Genomic DNA, 15,990 nt, shown 5'->3' with positions numbered 1-15,990 from the left:
CGGCCACCGGGCGGGTCACGCCCCGACGACCGCCAGCACCTCGTGCAGCAGCCCGGTGAAGGAGCGCACGCGCTGGACCTGGGGGGTCAGCGGCAGCTCGCTGGCGGCGTCGTCACGACGCAGCCCGACGAAGATCGGCAGCTCCGCGAAGCCCTCGTGCACGGCGTGCACGACGTCCAGGTCCGGACGCCGCTGCCCCGTCGCCAGGACCAGGGCGGCGGGACGCACCATGGTCACCAGCTCGAGCGACCGGCGGATGCTGGCCGGGCCGGTGACGATCCGAGCGGTCTTGCCCTTGGCGGTCAGCGCGGCGGCGAGCGCGTGCGCCGAGAGCGGCACGGTCTCGTCGGGCGCGGCGAAGATGAGCACGATGTTGCGCATCCGGCTGGGGTGGTTGGCCGGCGGGCCGCCGTTCTGGACCACCTGCTGCTCGAAGGCGTCGGTGAACGAGCGCAACGCCTGCAGCGCGGCCGTGGCCAGCACGATCTCGGGGACCGCGCCGGGACCGGCGAGGACGGTGCGCTCGGCGACACGGCTCCAGGCCGGCTCCATCAGGTGGGCCCACCACGCGGCGGGGTCGCCGTTCGGCGGGATGCGCACGAGGTCGTCGCACCGGGCCTGGTCGTAGGAGAGCGCGGCGTCGACGACGGCCGACACCTTGCCGGAGGCCTGCTGCGCGTGCGCCGAACCGTTGCTCTGGCCGGCACCCCGTGGGGCGCTCTGCCCGCCTCCGGGCAGGGCGCGCAGGTGGGCGCGGCCGGCGCGGCCGGCGTCGTCCGGGGACTCCTCGGCGGACTCGGTCGACGCGTCCTCGCCGGGCGGGCTCGGGGGCCCGGACCGGCGGGCCTCCTCGAGCTCGTCGACGTCGGCCTCCAGGGCGGCCTGGGCGGCGTCGACAGGGGCGACGCCCTCCAGCGTGAGGCGCCGCATGACGAGCAGTCGAGCCACGTCCTCGGGCGTGTAGCGCCGGTGCGAGCCGGCCGTCCGGTCGGACGGCCCGAGGCCGTAGCGGCGGTCCCACGTGCGCAGCGTGGCGGGCGCGACGCCGAGGCGCCGCGCGACGGCCGCGACCGCCAGCCCGGGGCCCGACGGACGCGACCCCCCAGCATCCTGGGCGGGTCGCGAAGGGGTCATGCCTCGATTCTGCCCACGGTGACCCGGGACCGCCACCGCGCCCGGCGGCGCGTCCGGTCGCCGTCGAGAAATCGACATCGAACCTGGCCATGGCGCGATAGCAAGCGGTTCACACCCTGGTCACACTGATTCATCCCGGGTGTCGCCGATCGCGTCGACCAGGGGGTTGAACAACTTCTGCCCAACTTGTAGGTTGTTCGCCATGACGGAGATTTCGCGGTTGCCAGGGCCGGTCATGGAGTTGTGGGAGTGGCAGTACCAGGGGTCGTGCCGCGACGCGGACGACACCCTGTTCTTCCATCCGGAGGGTGAGCGCGGGTCGACCCGTCGACGACGTGCGGAGGCCGCCAAGGCGATCTGCCGCAGCTGCCCGGTGATGATGGAGTGCCGCGAGCAGTCGCTGCGGGTCCGCGAGCCCTACGGCGTCTGGGGCGGGCTCAGCGAGGACGAGCGCTCGGCGATCCTCAGCGGCCGCGACCGCGAGCGCAAGAAGGTCGGCTGACCCTCGGCCCGACAGCCCCGGACCGGCGCGACCCCCTCGCCCGCGCCACCGTCCGAGCACGACAAGAGCCCCGCACCGATCTCGGTGCGGGGCTCTCGTGCGGGCGGGCCGGTCGTCCGACGACCGGGGTCGACGGACGGACCCGCCGCCTGCGTCAGGTCGTCAGCCGACCACGACGGCGAGGATGTCGCGCGCGGACAGGACCAGGTAGTCCTCCCCGGCGTACTTGACCTCGGTGCCGCCGAACTTGCTGTAGATGACCTTGTCGCCGACCTTCACGTCGACCGGGACGCGCTCGCCCTTGTCGTTGAAGCGGCCGTCGCCCACGGCCAGGACCTCGCCCTCCTGGGGCTTCTCCTTGGCGGTGTCCGGGATGACCAGGCCGGAAGCGGTCGTGGTCTCGGCCTCGACGGCCTTGACGACGATCCGGTCCTCGAGCGGCTTGATGGGGACCGACACGTCGGACCTCCTTGTTCGCGATGACTAGCGTTGACTGGGTCGCGCCCGGCCGCTGTCCGTCGTCGCGGGTGCCGGCACAGCGCGTGCGCTGGGACCAAATCTAGGCAGCCATTAGCACTCTGACAAGTCGAGTGCCAAAGACCGCGCCCCGCACCCGGCCTGAGACGATGGCCCGATGGACGCGGCCTCGCTCAGCAAGCTTCTCAGCCCCGAGGGCTGGACCCTGCTCAACGACCTCCCTCCCTACGACGAGTCGCAGGCGATGGCCCTGGCCACGCGGCTCCGCGCCGAGGGGGTCGACCCCGACCTCGCCGCGGCCGCCCTGACCCAGTCTCGCCTGCGCGCCCGCGCCCGAGCCAAGCTCGGTCCGTTCGCCGACGGGATGCTGTTCACCCCGGACGGCCTGGAGCAGGCGACCCGGCTGACCGTCGCCGCCCTGCACGCGCGCCGCTACCTGGCCGCCGGCGTGCACAAGGTCGCCGACCTGACCTGCGGCCTGGGCGCGGACGCGCTCGCCTTCGCCGGCGTGGGACTCGACGTGCTGGCCACCGACGTCGACGAGGTGACCGCCGCCCTGGCCACCGTCAACCTGCGCGCCTTCCCCGAGGCCGAGGTCCGGCACGGCGACGGGCTGGCGCTGGACCTGGTCGCCGAGGGCGTCGACGGCGTGTACGCCGACCCGGCCCGCCGCACGCGCGGCGGGAAGCGGGTCTTCGACCCGTCCGCGTGGGCGCCTCCCCTGGATGCCGTGTGGGCGCTGCGCGAGCAGGTGCCCGCCGTCGGCATCAAGGTCGGCCCCGGGATCGGCCACCAGGGGCTGCCCGAGGACGCCGAGACCCAGTGGGTCTCTCTCGACGGCGACGTGGTCGAGGCCGGGATCTGGTTCGGCCCGCTCGCCCCCGACGGCCCGGGACGCACCGCCCTGGTGCTGCGCACCGAGGACGGCGGCACCGCGGCGCGCGTCGTGCGCCCCGGGGCCGAGGGCGCCGACCTGAACCCCGACGTCGGGCCGGTCGGGAGCTACCTGTACGAGCCCGATGGTGCGGTCGTGCGCGCGGGGCTGGTGGCCCACGTCGCCGCCGAGCTGGGCGGGCGGCTCGTGGACCGCAGCATCGCCTACGTCACGACCGACACCCCCGCCGGTCCGCCGCCGTCGGGCACCGCGGCGCCCGCGACGGGCTACCGGGTGCTCGACGTCATGCCCTTCAACCTCAAGCGGCTCAAGTCCTACCTGCGCGAGCGCGGCGTGGGGCGCCTGACGGTGAAGAAGCGCGGCACGGCCGTCACCCCCGAGCAGCTGCGCGCCCAGCTCTCCCTGACCGGCGACGCCGAGGCCACGCTGGTCCTCACCCGGGTCGCGGGGCGTCAGCACGTGCTCGTCGTGGAGCCTCTGCCGAGGTAGACGCCCTTCAGCCGAGGTAGGCAACATCCCGCTGAGGTAGGCAACATCCCGCTGAGGTAGGCAACATCCCACCGAGGTAGGCGACGTCCGGCCGAGGTAGGCAACCGGACGCCTCGGGGCGCGCCGGGCACCCCGGCCGTGGAAGCATGGCGCCATGGTGCTGGAGTTCGAGACCTCCCGGCGGTCGAGCGTCGGCCTGGAGTGGGAGCTGGCCCTGGTGGACGCCGACTCCGGCATCCTGCGCCAGGTGGCCCCCGCCGTCATGGCCGAGCTGGGCCCGGACGCGCGGGCGCGGCACGTCAAGCCGGAGTTCCTGCGCAACACCGTCGAGATCGTCTCCGACGTGTGCGACACCGTCCCGGGAGCCATCGCGGACCTGGAGAACGGGGTCGCCCGCGTCCAGGAGGTCATCCGGCCGATGCGGGCGGAGCTCATGGGCTCCGGCACCCACCCCTTCGCGCCCTGGTCGCAGCAGCAGGTGACCGACAAGGAGCGGTACGCCACCGTTGTCGACCGCGCCCAGGTGTGGGGCCGTCAGCAGGTGGTCTACGGCGTGCACATGCACGTCGGGGTGGAGGACCGCGCCAAGGTGCTGCCGATCGTGCGCTCGCTCCTGGTCTACGTCGCCCACCTGCAGGCCCTGTCGGCGTCGTCGCCGTACTGGGACGCCGCGGACACCGGCTACGCCTCGATGCGTGCGCTCATCTTCCAGCAACTGCCCACGGCGGGGCTGCCCTACCAGTTCACCGAGTGGGCCGAGCTGGAGCGCTACACCGCCGACATGCTCAAGACCGGCGTCATCGACGACTTCACCGAGGTGCGCTGGGACATCCGGCCGGCCCCGCACTTCGGCACCGTCGAGGTGCGCATCTGCGACGGCACCTCCAACGTCGCCGAGCTGGCCTCCCTGGGCGCCCTGGTGCACTGCCTCGTCGAGCACTTCTCCACCCTGCTCGACGAGGGCCGCGCGCTGCCCACCATGCCGCGGTGGTACGTCCACGAGAACAAGTGGCGCGCGGCCCGGTACGGCATGGACGCGATCATCATCCTCGACGCCGACGGCAACGAGGAGCTGATCACCGACGCCCTGCCCCGGCTGCTCGAGGAGCTGGCCCCCGTGGCGGAACGGCTGGGGTGCGCGGCAGAGCTCGACGGCATCCGCGAGATCGTGCGCCTCGGCGCCTCCTACCAGCGCCAGCGCGCGGTGGCGGCGGCCCACGGCGGCGGGCAGCGGGGCCTGGAGGCCGTGGTCGGGGCGCTGGTGGCCGAGCTGCACGCCGGCCGGCCGCTCGACCCGTCCGTGCTCGGCCGCGGCGCCGCGACCTAGACCGTGATCGTCGTCAGCGGCATCGAGGAGTCCACCGCGATGTCCAGGTCCGACGGCGGCAGCCCGGCGCGCACGACGGCGGACCCGAGTGCCGCGATCATCGCCCCGTTGTCGGTGCAGTAGCGGATCGGCGGGATCCGCAGGTCGATGCCGGCCTCGGCGCAGCGCTCGGCCGCCATGTCGCGCAGCTGGCTGTTGGCGGAGAACCCGCCGCCGATGATGAGGGTGTCGACGTCGTGGGCGCGGCAGGCGGCGATGGTCTTGGCCGTGAGCACGTCCGCGACCGCCGCGGCGAAGGAGGCGGCGACGTCGGCCACGGGGACCTCCTTGCCGGCGTCCTGGCAGGACTCGACCCAGCGGGCCACGGCCGTCTTGAGCCCCGAGAAGCTGAAGTCGTAGGCGTGCCGGGCCTGGTCCTTGCGCGCCGTCAGCCCGCGCGGGAACCGGATGGCCTCCGGGTCGCCCTCGCGCGCGAGCCGGTCGATGTGCGGGCCGCCCGGGTAGGGCAGGCCCAGGAGGCGGCCGACCTTGTCGAAGGCCTCCCCGGCGGCGTCGTCGAGGGTGGAGCCGAGCTCGGTGACGTTCGTGGCGATGTCGTCGACGAGCAGCAGCGAGCTGTGCCCGCCGGAGACGACCAGCGCCATGGACCGCTCGGTGAAGGGACCGTCGACGAGCTGGTTCACCGCGGCGTGGCCGATGACGTGGTTGATCCCGTACAGCGGCTTGCCGAGCCCGATCGCGAGGGCCTTGGCCGCGCTGGCGCCGATCGTCAGCGGACCGACCAGGCCGGGGCCGGCGGTCACGGCGACCGCGTCGACCTCGGACAGGTCGACGTCGGCCTCGCTCAGCGCGCGGCGGATCGTGGGGGTCATCGCCTCGAGGTGGGCGCGGCTGGCCACCTCCGGGATGATCCCGCCGTAACGGGCGTGCTCGTCCATCGAGCTCGCCACCGCGTCGAACAGGAGCGTGTCGCCGCGCACCAGGGCGACACCCGTCTCGTCGCAGGACGTCTCGATGCCGAGGACCAGGGGTTCAGGCATGGGCCACATTCTGTCACCCGGTCCGGGTGGGTCGACGTCGAGTGGTGACCCGGCCCACAGCCCCGACCGGAATCGTGCGAACGCATGGACGGTTCCCCCGAGCATGACCGACACCGTGCTCGAGACCGCCCCCCTCGCCATCGACGAGACAGCGGCGGACCGGCTCTTCCGCCACGCCCGTTCGACGTCCCTGTGGACCGACGCCGAGATTCCCGACGCCCGGTTGGAGGCCGCCTGGGACCTCGCCAAGCTCGGCCCGACGGCGATGAATACGCTGCCGCTGCGGATGCTGATCGTGCGCACGCCCGAGGCGAAGCAGCGCCTGATCGAGCACATGGGCGGCGGCAACAAGGCGAAGGTCGACGCCGCCCCGGTGTCCCTCGTCCTGGCCGCCGACCCCGCCTTCCACGAGCACCTGGACGAGCTCTTCCCGGTCTACCCGGGCGTCCGCGAGCAGCTCGCCCCGGCGACCGCGGTCCGCGAGGAGATGGCACGCAAGAACGCGCTGCTGCAGGCCGGCTACCTCGTCGTCGCGCTGCGGGCCGCGGGTCTCGCCGCCGGCCCGATGGACGGCATGGAAACCGACGGGATCGACCGGGAGTTCTTCGCCGAGTCCGGCTGGCGGTCGCTGATGGTCGTCAACGTCGGCGAGGCCGACGGCGAGGGTGCGCCGCACCCTCGCAACAAGCGCCTCGACCTGGAGCAGGTCTCCCGCATCCTCTGAGTCTCGTCACCCCACGGCTCCCCCGTGTCGTTGTGGGCATGAAAAATGCGGTCTTGAACTGGTTCAAGACCGCATTTTTCATGCCCACAACGACACGCCCACGACGACGGGCCGACGGGCGCGGTGAGGCGGCGGACGGTCAGCCGGTGGCGACGGGTCGGCCCGGGTCGTTCGACCACTGCGACCACGACCCGGGGTACAACGCCGCCGTCACGCCGACCGAGGCCAGCGCCGCGACCTCGTGCGCGGCGGTGACGCCCGACCCGCAGTACACCCCGACCGGGGCGGACCTCGTCACGCCGAGGGCGGCGAACCGCGCTTCCAGCTCGTGCGGCGACCGGAACGTGCCGTCGTCGTCGAGGTTGCCCGTCGTGGGCGCCGAGACGGCACCGGGGATGTGCCCGGCCTGCGGGTCGACCGGCTCCACCTCGCCCCAGTAGCGCTCGGCGGCCCGCGCGTCGAGCAGCACGCCCGACGTCGCCAGGTCGGCCGCGTCGTCGGCGTCCAGCACGGGCATCCCGCCCGGGTGCACGACGACGTCGCCCGGCACGCGCGTGGTCAGGCCGACCTCGAGCGGGTGGCCCGCCCGCCGCCACGCCTCGAGACCGCCGTCGAGGATCCGCACCGCGTGGTGCCCGAACCAGCGCAGCAGCCACCAGGCGCGCGCCGCGGACGTCCCGCCGACGTCGTCGTACACCACGACCCGCGAGTCCGTCCCCACACCCCAGGAGCGGGCCGTGCGCTGGAACTCCGCGGCCGAGGGCAGCGGGTGACGACCGCTCGCCGGGGAGGGCACCGAGGCGAGCTCGGTCTCCAGGTCGACGTACACCGCCCCGGGCAGGTGCCCCTCCTCGTAGCGGTCCCGGCCGTCCGTCCGGCCCAGCGCCCAGCGCACGTCGAGCAGCACCGGGGCCCCGCCGAAGGGGTCCTCGAGCCCACCGAGCTGCAGGTCGGCGGCCAGCACGTCCGCGTCGACCAGGACCTCGCCCCGGTGCTCCGCCCCGGGCGGCGTCACGCGGCGCCGCCGGCGGGTCCGGACGAGGTGCGGGCCTCCGGAGCGGTGGACGCGGCCGCGGCCGACAGGTCCAGCCGCATCGTGTAGGCGTCCTTGTCCTCGGGCTGGTAGTAGCGCTTGCGCAGGCCGAGCTGCTCGAACCCGAACCGGCCGTACAGCGCCAGCGCGCGGTCGTTGTCGACGGCGACCTCGAGCAGCAGCGCGCTCGACCGCAGCTGCCGGGAGCGGTCCACCAGCGCCTGCAGGAGCTGTCGGCCCACGCCGCGGCCCTGGTACTCCCGCGCCGTGCCGATCGTCATGACCTGGGCGACGTCGCCGTCGAACCACAGGCCGGCGTAGCCCACCACGGGCCGCCGACCCGGGCCGAGACCCAACGCGTCGGGTCCGTCGAGCTCCGCGACGACGTACCAGCGTCCGAGCCCCGCCAGCTCGTCGGCGAGCATGCCGTAGGTCCAGGCGCCCGGACCGAAGAGCTCGTGCTCGAGCTGCAGGATGCGGTCGAAGTCGGCGCTGGCCAGCGGTCGCAGCCGCACGGACACCGGACGCTGCGTCATGCCCCGCTCCCGGCGGCACGCAGGATGCTCCGGTTCCCGGTGGGCTCCTGGACGTCCGGGCGCCGCAGGTACAGTGGCTCCGTCGGCTGCTCCACGCCCGCGGCGCGGCGGGCCAGCGCCAGCCGGGCGAGCACGGTCGCGTCCGGCAGGACGGGGGCGTCCTCCTCGGCCGGTAGGCGGTCCGGGTAGAGGCTGGTGCCCTCCCCCACGACGGCGAGCCGTGCGCCGTCCGCCGCGGGGGCGTCGAGGTGGGCGTCCGCGACGGCGGCGGCCGTGGCGACCTCGGGTCCGCTCAGCACCTCGACGACGGGGAGGCCGTGCGGCCCCTCGTGCGCGACGACGCGGTACCGAGCCCAGTAGACCTCCTTGCGCCGGGCGTCGGTCGCCACGAGGACCTCGTCGCCGGGGTCCAGTCCCAGGTCGGCGACGGCCTCGACGGCGAGCGCGTCGACGCTCGGGACGCCGAGGACCTCGATGCCCAGGGCGAGCGCCAGCGTGCGGGCCGTGACCAGGCCGACCCGCAGACCGGTGAACGGCGCGGGCCCGGTGCCACCGACGACGGCGGTCAGGTCGGTCCGCTCCAGCCCCGCAGCAGCCAGCACCTCGGCGATCAGCGGGGCGAGGGACTCGGCGTGCCGACGGCGCTCGTCGGCGGTGCGGACGGCGAGGCGGCCGCCGTCGTCGTCGACCAGGGCGACGGAGACGGCGGCGGACGTGTCGATCGCGAGAACTGCCACGGCACCAGCCTACGGCGAGCAGCCGCCCCGTCAGACCTTGCCCGGGCGCGGGCGCGGCACGAGCCGGGACAGGTCCACGCCCTGCCAGCGCGGGCCGACGGCGCGCACGGTCGCGCGCCGGACGCCGGCCTCGGGGTGCTCGGTGTCGACGTCGCCGCCGCGCGGGCGCTGCAGGTCGACCTCGAGCCGGTCGTCGGTGAGCGCCTCGGCCAGCCCGCGGCCCCACTCGACGACGGTGACGGACTCGTCCAGCGACGAGTCCAGGTCGAGGGCGTCCAGCTCCTCCAGGCCGCCGAGGCGGTAGGCGTCCACGTGCACCAGCGCCGGACCGGTGGTCCCGTCCTGCCGCGGCAGCGGCGGGTGCTCGCGCGCCACGATGAAGGTGGGGGACGCGACCTGGCCGCGCACGTTGAGCGCTCGGCCCAGCCCCTGGGTCAGGGTGGTCTTGCCCGCGCCGAGATCGCCGGTGAGGATCACCAGGTCCCCGGCCCGGAGGATCCCCGACAGCGCCCCGCCCAGCGCCCGCGCGTCCGCGGCCTCGGGCAGGTCCAGCTCGACCTGCGCGACGACGTCACTCACTGCTGTGCCTCTCCTTCGGTCGTGCGGTCCGTCGTGTTCGACCCGGCGGTGCCGACGTACGTCCGCGGCACCCGCGGAGCCAGACGCGTCACGATCTCATAGCTGATGGTCCCCGCGGCGTCGGCCCAGTCCTGGGCGTTCGGCAGCGGTGCCCCGTGCGCCACGCCGTCCGACGCGCCGAACAGGGTCACCACGTCGCCCGCTCGTTCGGCGGCCCCCGGCCCGAGGTCGAGGACGAACTGGTCCATGCAGACCCGGCCCGCCACGCGCAGCACCCGGCCGGAGCCGTCCGCGCCGACGGCGACCGGTCCGCCGGGACCGGCCGCGCCGCCCGAGCCGTGCCGCGGGACGCCGTCGCCGTAGCCCACCGGGACCAGGCCCACGGTCGTGTCCTGGGTCGTGGTGTACAGGTGGCCGTACGAGACGCCCTCGCCGGCGGCGACGTGCTTGACGTTCGCCAGCCGTGCCTCGAACGTCATCGCCGGGCGCAGCCCGTACCGGCCGGGTGGCCCGAGGAGCGGACCGGGCGAGTTGCCGTAGACCGAGATCCCGGGCCGGACCAGGTCGTAGTGCAGCCCCGACAGGGTGAGCGTGGCCGCGGAGTTCGCGAGGTGCCGCACCTCGGGCCGCAACCCGGCACCGGCCATCTCCTCCAGCGCGGCGTCGAAGGCCGCCGCCTGGCGGTCGATCGACGGGTGGCCGGGCTCGTCGGCGCAGGCCAGGTGCGAGAACACCCCGACGACGTGGATCTCCCCCGACGATTCCAGCCCGGCCGCCCGGAGGGCCACCCGCGGCAGGTCGCCCATCGCGACGCCGTTGCGCGACAGGCCGGTGTCGACCTTGACGTGCACCCGGGCGACCCGGCCGGCCGCCCGCGCACCGGCGGCGACCTCGTCCAGCGCCCAGGGGGCCGCCACGGTGACGTCGACGCCGGCCGCGATCAGCTCGGCGAACGGCGCCCCCGGCGTCAGGAGCCAGACGAGCACCGGCACGTCGGGGCCCAGTCCGGCACGCAGGGCGAGGGCTTCCTCGGCGGTCGCCACCCCGAGCCAGTGCGCCCCGCCCGCGAGCGCCGCCCGGGCCGCGGGGAGCATGCCGTGGCCGTAGCCGTCGGCCTTGACGACGGCCATCAGGTCGGCCGACGGCGCGTGGTCGCGCAGCGCGGAGACGTTGTCGCGGATCGCGTCGAGGTCGACGATCGCGCGGGCCGGGGTGCCGTCGTCGAAGGCGGGAGTCGTCACGGTCGCGATTCTCTCACCGGACCCGGCCCCACCGCTGTGGGCGTGAAATCTGCAGCTCTCGGGGGCCAGGAGCTGCAGATTTCACGCCCACAACACTCAGCGGGGGTGCCAGGCGGACAGGTTGCGCCGGGAGGTGAAGCGGCGTGACCGGCCGGTCAGCGGGTCGACGAAGGTGAGCGAGCGGGCCAGGAGCTGCAGCGGCGGGCCGTCGTCGGCGTCGTCGTCGGACCCGGCGCGCAGCACGGGCCAGAACGGGTCGTGCCGGATCGGCAGCCCGAGCGAGGCCATGTGCAGCCGGAGCTGGTGGGTCTTTCCGGTGTGCGGCTCGAGACGGTACAGGCCGAGCCCGCGGTCCGGGTCCCGGTCGACGAGGTCGATCCACGACTCCGCGTTGACCTCGCCGGGCACCTCCTCGGCCCGCACCGACCCGCGGCGCTTGACGATGCGCGACCGGACCGTCCGCGGGAAGGCGGTGCCGCCGTCGTCGGCCGCGGGGAGCGGGGCGACCGCCTCGTAGACCTTGTGCGCGCGGCGCTCCTGGAAGACGAGCTGGTACGGGCCCCGGACCTCGGGCCGGACCGTGAGCACGAGGACGCCGGCGGTCGGCCGGTCGAGGCGGTGCGCGGGGACGAGCTCCGGCAGGTCGAGCTGGCGCCGCAGGTGGGTCAGCACGGTGCGGGTGACCCACCGGCCGCGCGGCATCGTGGCGACCCGGTGCGGCTTGTCCACCACGAGCAGGTCCTCGTCGCGGTGCAGCACCTCGATCTCGGCCAGCGCCGGGACGTCGGGCTCGTCGGCCGGGGGGTCGCGGTAGAGGTAGACGAAGCCCCGCGGCCGGTACGGCGTGTCGTCCGTGACCCGGGTGCCGTCACCGGTGACGACCTCCCCCGCGGCGATCTTCTCGCGCAGGCGGGCCGCGTCGTGCGGGAAGCGGTCCAGCAGGTACTGGGCGGCCGTCGCGAACCGTGCCACGGAGGCCGCGTCGTGCGGCAGCACGAGCCGGGTGGGGTTCAGGCCGTCGCGCACCGGCAGGGGCGGGACGTGCTTGCGCGGGGACGGCATGGCTCCATTGTCGGGCCCCGCCACCCGTCGTCACGACTCCGTAAGGCGTCGCACCCTGGGTTCGCGGCCCGCGCGGACGCAGACTGGGGACATGCGAACCACACGAGGGGCGGCGACGGCCGCCGCGACCCTGGCCCTGCTGCTCGTGGCCGGCTGCGCCGCCGAGGAGACGCCGACCGGCGCCGGCTCGACCGCGGACACCACGACGGCCTCCGAGGAGCCGATGGACGACGAGACGCTGATGGACGACGAGACGTCGGGCTCCGACGACACGTCCGCGGACGAGAGCGCCGACAGGGCGGACGACGCGGACCTGCCCGCCGTCTACGACTTCTCCGCGACGACGCTCGAGGGCGGCACCTTCGCCGGCTCCGAGCTCGCCGACGCGCCCGCCGTGCTGTGGTTCTGGGCGCCGTGGTGCCCGACCTGCCGGGCCCAGATCCCCACGGTGACCGGCCTGGCGGAGACCTACGGCGAGGACGTCGCGGTCGTGGCCGTCGGCGGCCTCGACGACGCGGAGGCGATCAGCGACATGGCCGCGGACGACATCGCCGGACCCACCCACCTCGTCGACGACGCGGGCGAGGTCTGGCAGCACTTCGGCATGACGCAGCAGTCGACCTTCGTCGTGCTCGACGCCGACGGCGAGATCGTCCTCGAGGGGTCCGTGCCGGAGTCCGAGCTCGAGTCCGTCGTCGCCGACCTCGCGGGCTGACGTGGGCGAGGGGTTCGCGCTCGCCCTCGGGGCCGGCCTGGTGGCGGCGGTCAACCCGTGCGGGTTCGCGCTGCTGCCCGCCTACCTCGCCACCCTGGTGCGGCCCGACGACGGCCGGGCGTCCGCCGTCGGCCGCGCCCTGCGCTCGACGGCGGCGCTCACCCTCGGGTTCGTCGCCGTGTTCGGCACCTTCGGGCTCGTCGTGGCGCCGGTGGCCAGCTCGGTCCAGCGCTGGCTGCCCGTGTTCACCCTCGTGCTCGGCGTCGTGCTCGCCGCCGCCGGCGCGTGGGTGGTCGCCGGGCGGGAGCTGCCGGGACTGCGGGTGCTGCGCACCGGGACGGGTCGTCCCCTGACGGACCGCTGGTGGTCGGTGGTGGGGTTCGGCGCCTCGTACGCCCTGGCGTCGCTGACCTGCACCATCGCGCCGTTCCTCGCCGTCGTCGTCACCGCGTTCCGCGCCGGGTCCGTGGGGCAGGGCGTCGCGCTGTTCGCCACCTACGCGGCCGGGATGGCGCTGCTCGTCGGCACGGCCGCCGTCGTCGTGGCCGTCGCGGGGGCCGGTGTCGTGGGTCGCGCCCGCCGTGCCGGACCGGTCCTGGCCCGCGTCGGCGGCGCCATCCTCCTCGTCGCGGGGCTGTACGTGGCCTGGTACGGGTTCTGGGAGCTGCGGGTCCTGTACGGCGGGGCCGGCACCGACCCGGTCGTCGAGGGTGCGGCCGCCGTCCAGCGCTGGCTGGCCTCGACCGCGGAGAGCCTGGGCTGGGTCGGTCTGCTGGCGGTGCTCGTCGTCGTGCTCGGGTCCGTGGCAGGCCTGACCTGGTGGCGTCGACACCGGGCATGATGGGACGCATGGACATCTACGAGATCCCGTTCGACCGGATGGACGGCACGACCGCGACGCTGGCCGAGCACCGCGACGACGTGGTGATGGTCGTCAACGTCGCCTCGCGCTGCGGCCTGACCCCGCAGTACACCGCCCTGGAGCAGCTCCAGCAGAAGTACGCCGAGCGCGGGTTCACGGTCGTGGGGTTCCCCAGCAACCAGTTCCTGCAGGAGCTGTCCACCGACGAGAAGATCGCGGAGTTCTGCTCGGCCACCTACGGGGTGACGTTCCCCGTGGTGTCCAAGGTCAAGGTCAACGGCAGGAACGCCCACCCGCTGTACGCCGAGCTGACGAAGACCCCGGACGCCGGCGGCCACGACGGCCGCATCCGGTGGAACTTCGAGAAGTTCCTCGTGCTGCCCGGTGGCGAGGTCCGCCGCTACTCCCCCAAGACCGTGCCGGACGACCCGGAGATCGTCGAGGTCATCGAGTCCCACCTGCCGCGCTGACCGGCGGGGCGGGTGCCGGCAGGTCGGCGCCCAGCAGCACCCCGACGCCGCCCGCGAACCGCACCCCGTGCAGCGCGGAGGAGCGCACCACCTCCCGGAACCCCCACGGTGCGTGCAGCGCGATCGACGCGGTGTTCGCGGCGTTGACCATGTAGTGCACCCGCCCGGCGCGCTCGGCCAGCCAGTCCATCCGCACGGCGGTCAGCGCCGTCCCGACACCGCGGCGCCGCCATGTCGGCTCGACGGTCACCCCGCCGAGGTAGTGGCCCGCCGGGGCGACGCCGTCGGACGTCGCGTGCACGTGGGTCTTGGCCCAGCCGACGACGGCGCCGGCGGCCTCGGCGACCACCACCAGCCGCTGCGGGTCGTGCAGGGCCGCCCGCACCCCGTCGAGGAGCTCACCGCGGCCCGCGGCCTCCTGGACGTCCTCGATCGCGAGCAGGTCCGCCGCGCGGGCCCGTCGCACCGACACGCCCGCGGGGCCGTCCGGCGCGGTCAGCGGCATCATCCTCGCTGCTCGAGCAGCCCGGCCACGGTGGCGGGCACCGCCGCGGCGACGTCCAGGGCGGCGACGGGGCCGCCGGGGTTCGCCCGCTCGGCCGCGAGCCCGTGCACCAGCGCGGCACCCGCCGCGACCTGGGCCGCGAGCGCCGGCTCGGCGACGATCTCCTCCGACCGGGCGGCGATCATCGTGCCCAGGATCCCCGCGAGCACGTCGCCGGCGCCGGCGGTGGCCAGCCAGCCGGGCGCGTCGGCCTGGGCCCAGGCACCGTCGGGGCCGACCACGAGGGTCACGCCGCCCTTGAGCAGCACCGTGGCACCGGTGAGCTCGTGGGCGCGCCGGGCCCAGTGCAGCGGAGCCGCCTCGACGTCGTCGCGGTGGACGTCCTCGCCGCGGGAGCGCAGCAGCCCGGCGAGCTCGCCGGCGTGCGGGGTCAGGACGAACCAGGGCGGGCTCGACTCCGCGAGCAGCGGCAGCCCGCCCGCGTCGACGACGGCGGGCACCGGCCCGTACGACGTCCCCGGCAGGTTCCCGGCGGCCACGGCGAGGCCGCCCCGCCCGCGGTCGTGCTGCCCGTCGTCGGCGGGGTCGTCGCGGTCGCGGGTGGTGGGGATCCCGGGGCCGACCACCCACGCCTGGACGCGCCCCGTCGCGGTGACGACCTCGGGGCGGGCGGCGAGGACGGCCCGCGCCACGGGGGCCGAGCCGCGGTAGCGCACCATGCCGGTGCCGGTGCGCACCGCGGCCGACGCGGCGAGGACGGCGGCCCCCGGGTAGGTGGCGGTGCCGGCCACCACTCCGACGACACCGCGGGTGTACTTGTGGTCGGCCGGGCCGGGCACCGGCCAGCGCGCGCCGACGTCGGCGGGCTCCAGGCGGCGGACGGCGGGCGGCCCGCTGGGATCCAGGCCGATGTCGACCACCGTCACCTCCCCGACGACGCGGGCGGCCGGCGGGAGCAGCAGGCCCGGTTTGGCGGCGCCGAAGGTGACGGTGCGGTCGGCCGCGAGCACGGGGCCGGGCAGCGTGCCGTCGTCGACCCCGATGCCGGAGGGCAGGTCGACGGCCACCACCCACGGGCGCCGCGCCCGCTCTCGGCCGCCCCCCGATGCTGTGGGCGTGGAATCTGCAGGCTCGGGACGTTCCGATCCTGCGGATCTCACGCCCACAGCACCCCGGGAGACGAGGGCGGAGACGAGGTCTCCGGCGAGCCCGCGCAGCGCGCCCCGGGCGCCGATCCCGAGCAGCCCGTCGAGGACGACGTCGGCGCCGGCAACGTCGGCGGCCACGGCCTCGGTCCGCTCCGGGACGGCGGGGAGGTCGACGACGGTCCCGGAGACGCCGCGCAGCGCGGCGAGCCCTCCCGCGTGGACCTTCTCGGAGGTGAGGACCGCGGTCACCGCGACACCGCGGCGCGCGAGGACCGCGCCGGCGTGCAGGGTGTCGCCGCCGTTGTTGCCCGCCCCGACCAGCAGGACCGCGCGCGCCCCGCGGACGTGCCGCCGTCGGGCGCGCAGGTCGGCCAGGACCTGCACCGCCAGGGCGAACGAGGCGCGCTCCATGAGAGGTTCGCCGGCCGCCAGGAGCGGTTCCTCGGCGGCGCGGACGTCGGCGGCGGTCCAGGCGGAGATCATGTCCTCGATCATGCCGCCTGACCGGGGCGGC

The 15,990-nt window shown here is 75.1% G+C and carries 18 protein-coding genes; 7 read left to right on the top strand and 11 right to left on the bottom strand.

Annotation, left to right across the window (positions count from 1 at the left end; genetic code table 11):
• Positions 1–15: 15 nt before the first annotated feature.
• Positions 16–1,134, bottom strand: coding sequence for a MerR family transcriptional regulator (locus PO879_RS03720; RefSeq protein WP_278236580.1), 1,119 nt, complete (start codon positions 1,132–1,134; stop codon positions 16–18).
• 202 nt (positions 1,135–1,336) lie between these two features.
• Between PO879_RS03720 and PO879_RS03715 the strand changes: the two genes are divergently transcribed.
• Positions 1,337–1,636, top strand: a complete 300-nt coding sequence (locus PO879_RS03715) for a WhiB family transcriptional regulator (protein WP_278236579.1) — start codon at positions 1,337–1,339, stop codon at positions 1,634–1,636.
• A gap of 162 nt (positions 1,637–1,798) precedes the next feature.
• Here the strand turns inward: PO879_RS03715 and groES are convergent, their stop codons facing one another.
• A complete protein-coding gene (gene groES / locus PO879_RS03710; RefSeq protein ID WP_172152756.1) occupies positions 1,799–2,095 on the bottom strand; it encodes a co-chaperone GroES in 297 nt (98 codons plus the stop codon).
• 175 nt (positions 2,096–2,270) lie between these two features.
• On the opposite strand from groES, the gene PO879_RS03705 reads away from it, so the two are divergent.
• Positions 2,271–3,497 (top strand): class I SAM-dependent methyltransferase, encoded by a 1,227-nt coding sequence (locus PO879_RS03705; protein ID WP_278236578.1) that lies wholly within the window; start codon positions 2,271–2,273, stop codon positions 3,495–3,497.
• Between the two features lie 154 nt (positions 3,498–3,651).
• A complete protein-coding gene (locus PO879_RS03700) occupies positions 3,652–4,824 on the top strand; it encodes a glutamate--cysteine ligase (protein ID WP_278236577.1) in 1,173 nt (390 codons plus the stop codon).
• Here PO879_RS03700 and tsaD read toward each other — a convergent pair.
• On the bottom strand, positions 4,821–5,864 hold the full coding sequence (gene tsaD / locus PO879_RS03695) for a tRNA (adenosine(37)-N6)-threonylcarbamoyltransferase complex transferase subunit TsaD (protein WP_278236576.1): 1,044 nt from the start codon (positions 5,862–5,864) through the stop codon (positions 4,821–4,823). The two genes, PO879_RS03700 and tsaD, sit on opposite strands and share 4 nt — an antisense overlap.
• Positions 5,865–5,967: 103 nt before the next feature.
• Here tsaD and PO879_RS03690 point away from each other — a divergent pair, with 103 nt between their 5' ends.
• A complete protein-coding gene (locus PO879_RS03690) occupies positions 5,968–6,588 on the top strand; it encodes a malonic semialdehyde reductase (protein WP_278236575.1) in 621 nt (206 codons plus the stop codon).
• Between the two features lie 139 nt (positions 6,589–6,727).
• Here the strand turns inward: PO879_RS03690 and PO879_RS03685 are convergent, their stop codons facing one another.
• From PO879_RS03685 to PO879_RS03660, 6 genes are all read right to left on the bottom strand, one after another.
• Positions 6,728–7,552 carry a sulfurtransferase gene (locus PO879_RS03685; protein WP_278237449.1) on the bottom strand — a complete coding sequence of 275 codons (825 nt, stop codon included), beginning with the start codon at positions 7,550–7,552 and terminating at the stop codon, positions 6,728–6,730.
• A 47-nt stretch (positions 7,553–7,599) separates the two neighbouring features.
• Entirely contained in the window at positions 7,600–8,157 is a 558-nt protein-coding gene (rimI, locus tag PO879_RS03680) for a ribosomal protein S18-alanine N-acetyltransferase (protein ID WP_278236574.1), read from the bottom strand.
• The gene (gene tsaB / locus PO879_RS03675) at positions 8,154–8,894 is read right to left on the bottom strand and encodes a tRNA (adenosine(37)-N6)-threonylcarbamoyltransferase complex dimerization subunit type 1 TsaB (RefSeq protein ID WP_278236573.1); all 741 of its coding nucleotides are present in this window, start codon (positions 8,892–8,894) and stop codon (positions 8,154–8,156) included. The genes rimI and tsaB overlap by 4 nt, the downstream gene beginning before the upstream one ends.
• 30 nt (positions 8,895–8,924) lie before the next feature.
• Positions 8,925–9,473 (bottom strand): tRNA (adenosine(37)-N6)-threonylcarbamoyltransferase complex ATPase subunit type 1 TsaE, encoded by a 549-nt coding sequence (gene tsaE, locus PO879_RS03670; protein ID WP_278236572.1) that lies wholly within the window; start codon positions 9,471–9,473, stop codon positions 8,925–8,927.
• Positions 9,470–10,714 (bottom strand): alanine racemase, encoded by a 1,245-nt coding sequence (alr, locus tag PO879_RS03665; protein ID WP_278236571.1) that lies wholly within the window; start codon positions 10,712–10,714, stop codon positions 9,470–9,472. Before alr ends, tsaE begins: the two co-directional genes overlap by 4 nt.
• A 96-nt stretch (positions 10,715–10,810) precedes the next feature.
• Complete coding sequence (locus PO879_RS03660) at positions 10,811–11,776, bottom strand: pseudouridine synthase (RefSeq protein ID WP_278236570.1); 966 nt, start codon at positions 11,774–11,776, stop codon at positions 10,811–10,813.
• Between the two features lie 91 nt (positions 11,777–11,867).
• Here PO879_RS03660 and PO879_RS03655 point away from each other — a divergent pair, with 91 nt between their 5' ends.
• Genes PO879_RS03655 through PO879_RS03645 form a run of 3 tightly spaced genes read left to right on the top strand, consistent with a single transcriptional unit; the run spans position 11,868 to position 13,823 of the window.
• The gene (locus PO879_RS03655) at positions 11,868–12,491 is read left to right on the top strand and encodes a redoxin family protein (RefSeq protein ID WP_278236569.1); all 624 of its coding nucleotides are present in this window, start codon (positions 11,868–11,870) and stop codon (positions 12,489–12,491) included.
• Between the two features lies 1 nt (position 12,492).
• Positions 12,493–13,332 (top strand): cytochrome c biogenesis protein CcdA, encoded by an 840-nt coding sequence (locus PO879_RS03650; RefSeq protein ID WP_278236568.1) that lies wholly within the window; start codon positions 12,493–12,495, stop codon positions 13,330–13,332.
• An 8-nt stretch (positions 13,333–13,340) separates the two neighbouring features.
• Entirely contained in the window at positions 13,341–13,823 is a 483-nt protein-coding gene (locus PO879_RS03645) for a glutathione peroxidase (RefSeq protein ID WP_278236567.1), read from the top strand.
• Here the strand turns inward: PO879_RS03645 and PO879_RS03640 are convergent.
• On the bottom strand, positions 13,798–14,331 hold the full coding sequence (locus PO879_RS03640; protein ID WP_278236566.1) for a GNAT family N-acetyltransferase: 534 nt from the start codon (positions 14,329–14,331) through the stop codon (positions 13,798–13,800). The genes PO879_RS03645 and PO879_RS03640 overlap by 26 nt on opposite strands.
• Positions 14,328–15,959 carry a bifunctional ADP-dependent NAD(P)H-hydrate dehydratase/NAD(P)H-hydrate epimerase gene (locus PO879_RS03635; RefSeq protein ID WP_278236565.1) on the bottom strand — a complete coding sequence of 544 codons (1,632 nt, stop codon included), beginning with the start codon at positions 15,957–15,959 and terminating at the stop codon, positions 14,328–14,330. Before PO879_RS03635 ends, PO879_RS03640 begins: the two co-directional genes overlap by 4 nt.
• Positions 15,960–15,990: the final 31 nt, after the last annotated feature.

The organism is Isoptericola sp. AK164 (assembly GCF_029643425.1).
Lineage (GTDB): Bacteria > Actinomycetota > Actinomycetes > Actinomycetales > Cellulomonadaceae > Isoptericola > Isoptericola haloaureus.
The sequence above is the reverse complement of the archived record's forward strand: the minus strand, read 5'-3'. Positions and strand labels throughout refer to the sequence as shown.